This is a genomic window from Cypionkella sp., assembly GCF_034376685.1.
In the GTDB taxonomy this organism is placed as follows: domain Bacteria; phylum Pseudomonadota; class Alphaproteobacteria; order Rhodobacterales; family Rhodobacteraceae; genus Cypionkella.
Genome location: NZ_JAXMJJ010000024.1, coordinates 1 through 7210, shown reverse-complemented (window position 1 = coordinate 7210; position 7210 = coordinate 1). Strand labels below are relative to the sequence as shown.

Genomic DNA, 7210 nt, shown 5'->3' with positions numbered 1-7210 from the left:
CGCCAGCACATCCTCGTGCTTCTGGAAGATCACCACGCAATGCAGCAACAAGTTGCCGAAATCGGTGGCATTCAGCGTCAGCAGGCGTTGCTGATACTGCTCATACAGTTCGGTGCCGCGGTTGTTATAGGCGGAAGCCTCCGAGCTTGGCACCCGATCCGGCGTCATCGCGCGGTTCTTCCAGCTGTCGATCATCGAGGCCAACATTCGCGCAGGCCAGCGTTTTTCGTCGATATTCGCCGCCGAGATCAGCTGTTTCAGCAGGCGCAACTGATCATCGGTGTCCAGAATGGTGAAGTTGGGTTTCAAGCCCACCAACTCAGCATGACGCCGCAAGATCTTCACCGATAGCGAGTGGAAAGTGCCCATCCACTTCACTTCAGGGATCTTAAACGGTGTGTTTCTCAGTCGAACCTTCATCTGGCCCGCAGCTTTATTCGTGAATGTAACTGCGAGAATTTCGTGAGGTTGAGCGCGATGTGTCGTGATGAGGTGAGTTATTCGCGCCATCAGCGCCTTGGTTTTCCCGGTGCCCGCCCCCGCCAGCATCAAGACCGGGCCATCCAAAGCCTCAACCGCCTCACGCTGCGCAGGGTTCAGATCATCCAGATAGGGCGTCGCCCGCGCTGGCCCACGGCCAAGGGCGCGCTGTGACAGCGGCACCGCCGCTGCAAAAGCATCTTCGTCATCCGTCCAGCTCATCGCGCCAACCTATCGCGGTTCGTGGCCAAGATAAAGCAGTGTTCCCGCATTGTTCACCGGAAACTTTCGCAGCTTGAAATTTCTGTCCGTAGATCGCTGGTGGCCCAGACGGAAACGATGCGTTGCCAAATTCGGGAATGTGCGATGCCATCAGGCGTGGCTGCGCATTTTTTACAGCGACCAGCCGAAAGCGACCGCATGAATACCATTTTATTGATTGACGATAGCCCTGCCCCCGCACAAGTTGGCCGCGACCGGACGGGCATATGATTGGAGTTTTGCAGTGGTAACGATTACTGACCCGCTTTTTGCGCAACAGTGGCACTTGAAAATGCTGGGAAATATCCAGCGGATCTGGGATGAATATACCGGAGCCGGCGTGCATGTTGGTGTCTTCGACGACGGGCTGCAATACACCCATCCCGACCTGTCGATGAACTATGATGCGACGCGCCATTTCAGCTTTGGCGGTGACATTTACGACCCCAAGCCGATCAAGGTGACGGGCAACGATCAGGATGAACACGGCACCTCGGTCGCTGGGATCATTGCGGCAGTGCGCAACAGTGTGGGCGGCGTCGGTGTGTCTTATGATGCCAAACTGACCGGGGTGAAAATCCTCGGCGACAACTCGCCCCTGCAATCGGGTTACATGATGCACGAGGCACTGCGTCATGGCGCGGCCTTCGATGTGATGTCGAACAGCTGGGGCTATACGCCCGAGTTCTACCAGTTTCAGAATGCCTCGGACGCAATGTCTACATCATGGAAGATAATTGCTGACTATCAGCTTGTTACGGAAACCGGCCGCAACGGGTTAGGAACAATCATCGTCCAAGCCGCTGGCAATGATTCCAGCAATGCGCAGGCGGATGGATTGAACACTGCGGGTCAACTGATCAGTGTCGCGGCGCTGACTGAGGCGGGTGGCGTGCAAGACTATTCCAATTATGGTGCAAATATTTGGATTTCAGCAGGGGCTGCGGCAGTGACGACCGATCTGGTTGGCAACGCGGGCTACAACACAGGCAACAGCACGGCCGGCAATTACGCCAATGATTTCGGCGGCACTTCGGCGGCAACCCCTGTGGTGTCGGGCATCGTTGCGCTGATGCTGCAGGCCAATCCGTTGCTGGGTTGGCGCGATGTCAAAGAGATCCTTGGCTACTCGGCAAAGCTGACGGGGTCAATCGCCGGTGGCCCTGATTCGTTTGAGACTTCGGGAACCAAGTTTCAGGTCATTGACCGGCAAGTCGGCAGCACTTTTGTGCGCAACGGTGACAGTTGGAACGACGGCGGGCTGGCCTTTAGTTCGGATTATGGCTTTGGCCGTGTTGATGCTTTCGCTGCTGTAAGGCTCGCCGAAGTTTGGACACTGATAAATGGCCCGGCCCAAACCTCTTCCAATCAAATCAGCCTTACCGGGGCGAATTATACGGCTTCAAACATGTTTTACTCGTTCAGCGGAACGGGCAGCGCGACCTCTCGTGTCACGATCACAGATCACCTGCAAATTGACTACATTTCTGTCACCCTAAGCGTCCTGTATCTTAACAGGCTGGAAACGACCAACTCGATATCAATCAGTCTGATTGGCCCTGATGGCATGAGTTTCTCGCTGGTTCGCGCTGGCGACCTTTATTACGAAGACGTCTCAGACAGTGACGGTCTTACCTGGAGGTTTGGCGTTGCGCATGGACTGGGTCTTGATGCGTTTGGCGACTGGACTGTGCGCATTGATGACAGCACGGGCGCGGCCTCCGGCAAGAGTGGTTATCTTGATGATGTGCAGATCAATTTCTTTGGCTCGGCCTTTTCGGTGAACAACATCCACCACATCACGCAGGATTTTCTGCTTGCCGCTAATACCAGTTCGGCAAGACTGCGCGACCAAGCGATCAACGACAGCAATGGCGGCACCGATTGGTTGCAGATGGCAACGCTGGCAGGAGATATCGTCGTGTCGCTGGTGCCCGGCAAAGCTTTTTCGGTCGGCGGTGTGGTCTGGGGCAGCATTGAGGCCAACACAGTGATCGAAAACGTCGTGACGGGCGACGGCAATGACCGGATCAGCGGTAATGCCGGGGCGAATTTCATCTATGGCATGCGCGGCAATGACACGCTCAACGGCGGTTTGGGCAATGACAAGCTGGATGGCGGGGCCGACAACGACCTGCTGCAAGGCGCCGATGGCAATGATCAACTGATTGGCGGCTTCGGCCATGACCAGCTGCTGGGCGGGACGGGTAATGACCTGCTGGTAGGCGGCGTCGGGCTGGACACGCTCTATGGCGAAGATGGCAATGACCAGTTGAACGGCATTGGGGGCAACGACTATCTGTTTGGCGGGGCGGGGGCGGATCGGCTGGAAGGCGGCGCCGGGCGCGATGTGCTGATCGGCGGCGCGGGTATGGACGCTTTCGTGTTCACCGATCTGTCGGGCAGCGACTTCATCACTGACTTTGCAGATAACGTCGATACTTTGGTGTTGGATCGCGGGCTGTGGGGTGGTGCCATGCTGTCGGCTTCGGCGGTGATCTCCAGCTTTGCTTCGTTTGTGGCGGGCAATGTCGTGCTGAACTTTGGCGGCGGTGATGCGCTGACCATCACCGGCCTCACCACGCCCTCGGCTTTGCTGGACGACCTGATTTTCCTCTAGAGCATGTCTGGATTTTATAGAAATAACCTTATCGAAAAACGCGTTTGAGCCTACGCGAGAGGCAGCGATTTTCGATTGAATCTGAACCTGACATGCTTTTGCTGCGTAATCTCTAGGCCAAAATCTGACAAGGGCGGTTTGTTTCTGACAAACCGCCTATTTTTCAGGCAACGAATCGTCACACCTGCAACGGCCTTCTGTTAGCGGTAGCCATATCGCAAATCTGTCACATCATGGCGCTTCCGGCTCTTGCGCTGCAACGCAGCACGGCTAGTGTGCAACCTCGATCACGCCCCTCTCCCCCGTTGCCCCTCATCTTCTCGCTTGCCTCGGAGCCGCCTTATGACCGAATTCAAGAAAATCCTGATCGCCAACCGTGGCGAAATCGCGATCCGCGTGATGCGGGCGGCCAATGAGATGGGCAAGAAGACCGTCGCGGTCTATGCCGAGGAAGATAAGCTGTCGCTGCACCGCTTCAAGGCGGATGAGGCCTATCTGATCGGCGAGGGCCTCTCGCCGGTCGGTGCCTATCTGTCGATCCCCGAGATCATCCGGGTGGCGCGGGCTTGCGGTGCCGATGCGATCCACCCCGGCTATGGCTTGCTCTCGGAAAACCCGGATTTTGTTGACGCCTGCGATCAGGCGGGCATCACCTTTATCGGCCCGAAAGCCGACACCATGCGCGCCTTGGGCGATAAGGCTTCCGCCCGCCGGGTGGCAATGGCCGCTGGCGTTCCGGTGATCCCGGCCACCGAAGTTTTGGGCGATGATTTCGACGCCATCAAGAAAGAGGCCGCTGCGGTCGGCTATCCGCTGATGCTGAAAGCCTCTTGGGGCGGCGGCGGTCGCGGCATGCGCCCGATCCTGTCGGAATCCGAGCTGGTCGATAAGGTCCGCGAAGGCCGCCGCGAAGCCGAAGCTGCTTTCGGCAACGGCGAAGGCTATCTTGAGAAAATGATCATCCGCGCCCGCCATGTCGAGGTGCAGATCCTTGGCGACAAGCACGGCGAAATCTACCACCTGTACGAGCGTGATTGCACCGTGCAGCGCCGCAACCAGAAGGTGGTCGAGCGCGCGCCCGCCCCCTATCTGACCGACGCCCAACGTGCCGAGGTTTGTGATCTGGGCCGCCGGATCTGCGCCTATGTCGGCTATGAATGCGCCGGCACCGTCGAATTCCTGATGGATATGGACAACGAGAAATTCTATTTCATCGAGGTCAATCCCCGCGTTCAGGTCGAACATACCGTCACCGAACAGGTCACCGGCATCGACATCGTGCAAGCACAAATCCTGATTGCCGAGGGCAAAACCCTGACTGAGGCCACCGGCAAGGCCAAACAGGAAGACATCCACCTGACCGGCCACGCCCTGCAGTGCCGCGTCACCACCGAAGACCCGCAGAACAATTTCATCCCGGATTATGGCCGCTTGACCGCCTACCGTTCGGCCACCGGCAACGGCATCCGCTTGGATGGCGGCACCGCCTATGCGGGCGGCGTGATCACTCGCTACTATGACAGTCTGCTGGTGAAGGTCACCGCCACCGCCCAGACCCCGAAAGCCGCCATCGCACGGATGGACCGCGCCCTGCGCGAGTTCCGTATTCGTGGCGTCTCGACCAATATCGAATTCGTCATCAACCTGCTGAAGCACCCGACCTTCCTGGATGACACCTACACCACCAAATTCATCGACACGACGCCAGAGCTGTTCCAGTTCAAGAAACGCCGCGACCGTGCCACCAAGATCCTGACCTATATCGCGGACATCACCGTCAACGGGCATCCCGAAACCGCTGGCCGCCCGAAACCGCATGCCGAAGCGCGCACGCCCAAAGCCCCGCAAGCCGTGGCCGAGCCGTCGATGGGCACCCGTAACCTGTTGGAACAAAAGGGCCCGCAGGCAGTTGCCGACTGGATGAGCAAACAGCAAAAGCTGCTGTTGACCGACACCACGATGCGCGATGGCCACCAATCGCTACTGGCAACCCGGATGCGCTCGATCGACATGATCAAGGTCGCCCCCGCCTATGCCGCCAACCTGCCGCAGCTGTTCTCGGTGGAATGCTGGGGCGGGGCCACTTTCGACGTGGCCTACCGCTTCTTGCAGGAATGTCCGTGGCAACGCCTGCGCGATCTGCGCGCGCTGATGCCGAATGTGATGACGCAGATGCTGCTGCGCGCGTCGAATGGTGTCGGCTATACCAACTACCCCGACAACGTGGTGCAGGCGTTTGTGAAGCAAGCCGCCGCGACCGGGGTGGATGTGTTCCGGGTGTTTGACAGCCTGAACTGGGTCGAAAACATGCGCGTCGCGATGGATGCGGTGATCGAGGCCAACAAGGTTTGCGAAGGCACCGTCTGCTATACCGGCGATATGCTCGACCCCAACCGCGCCAAATATGATCTGAAATACTATGTCGATACCGCGAAGCAGTTGAAAGCCGCAGGCGCGCATGTGCTGGGGCTGAAGGATATGGCGGGGCTGCTGAAACCCGCCGCCGCCAAACAACTGATCAAGACCCTGAAGCAAGAGGTCGGCCTGCCGATCCACTTCCACACCCATGACACCTCGGGGGCGGCAGCGGCCACGATCATTGCGGCATCCGATGCAGGCGTTGATTGCGTCGATGCGGCGATGGATGCGTTCTCGGGCGGCACCTCGCAGCCCTGCTTGGGCTCGATTGTCGAGGCTTTGCGCCACACCGACCGCGATACCGGGCTGGATATGGCCGCGATCCGCTCGATCTCGAACTATTGGGAAGCGGTGCGCGGTCAATACGCAGCGTTCGAGTCCGGCATCCCGGCACCTGCGTCCGAGGTTTATCTGCATGAGATGCCCGGCGGTCAGTTCACCAACCTGAAAGCCCAAGCCCGCAGCCTTGGCCTTGAAGAACGCTGGCATGAAGTGGCGCAGGCTTACGCCGACGCCAACCAGATGTTCGGCGACATTGTGAAGGTCACGCCTTCGTCGAAAGTCGTCGGTGACATGGCGCTGATGATGGTGGCGCAGGGGCTTTCGCGCAAACAGGTGGAAGACCCGAAAATCGACGTCGCCTTCCCGGACTCGGTGGTCGATATGCTGAAAGGCAATCTCGGGCAGCCGCATGGCGGCTGGCCCGCCGGGATTTCCAAAAAGGTGTTGAAGGGCGAAGCGGCCTCGACCGCACGCCCCGGCGAAAGCCTGCCCCCAGTGGATCTGGAAGCGGTGCGGGCGACGCTGTCCGAAGAGCTCGGCGGCTTCAAGATCGACGACGAGGATCTGAACGGCTACCTGATGTATCCGAAAGTGTTCCTGGATTACATGGGCCGCCACAAGGCTTACGGTCCGGTGCGCACGCTGCCGACGCGGACGTTCTTCTATGGCATGATCCCCGGCGAAGAAATCACCGCCGAGATTGACCCCGGCAAAAAGCTGGAAGTGCGGCTGCAAGCGGTGGGCGAGACCACCGACGACGGCGAAGTGAAGGTGTTCTTCGAGCTGAACGGCCAGCCCCGCGTGATCAAGGTGCCGAACCGCGCCATCAAGGCGAAAGTTGCCGCCAAACCGAAAGCGGTTGAGGGCAACCCCGGCCATATCGGCGCGCCGATGCCCGGCTCGATTGCCTCTGTCGCCGTGGTGGCAGGCCAGAAGGTCAGCGCGGGCGATCTGCTGCTGACGATTGAGGCAATGAAGATGGAAACCGGCATCCATGCCGACCGCACGGCTGTGGTGAAAGCCCTGCATGTGCATCCGGGTTCGCAGATTGACGCCAAGGATCTGCTGGTCGAGCTGGAGTGAACCAGATCGGTTTTTGAGAGAAATCGGGAACCAAGACAGGAAACCCCGCGCCAGATGGTGCGGGGT

3 protein-coding genes are annotated in these 7210 nt (G+C 58.9%); 2 read left to right on the top strand and 1 reads right to left on the bottom strand.

The features are described 5' to 3' along the window. The coding region (locus U1A24_RS05220; RefSeq protein ID WP_322320917.1) for an ATP-dependent helicase at nucleotides 1-702 on the bottom strand (702 nt) is incomplete at its 3' end. A gap of 331 nt (nucleotides 703-1033) precedes the next feature. On the opposite strand from U1A24_RS05220, the gene U1A24_RS05215 reads away from it, so the two are divergent. After that, nucleotides 1034-3361, top strand: a complete 2328-nt coding sequence (locus tag U1A24_RS05215) for a S8 family serine peptidase (RefSeq protein ID WP_322320916.1) — start codon at nucleotides 1034-1036, stop codon at nucleotides 3359-3361. A 342-nt stretch (nucleotides 3362-3703) separates the two neighbouring features. Then, nucleotides 3704-7144 carry a pyruvate carboxylase gene (locus tag U1A24_RS05210; protein ID WP_322320915.1) on the top strand — a complete coding sequence of 1147 codons (3441 nt, stop codon included), beginning with the start codon at nucleotides 3704-3706 and terminating at the stop codon, nucleotides 7142-7144. Nucleotides 7145-7210 lie beyond the last annotated feature (66 nt).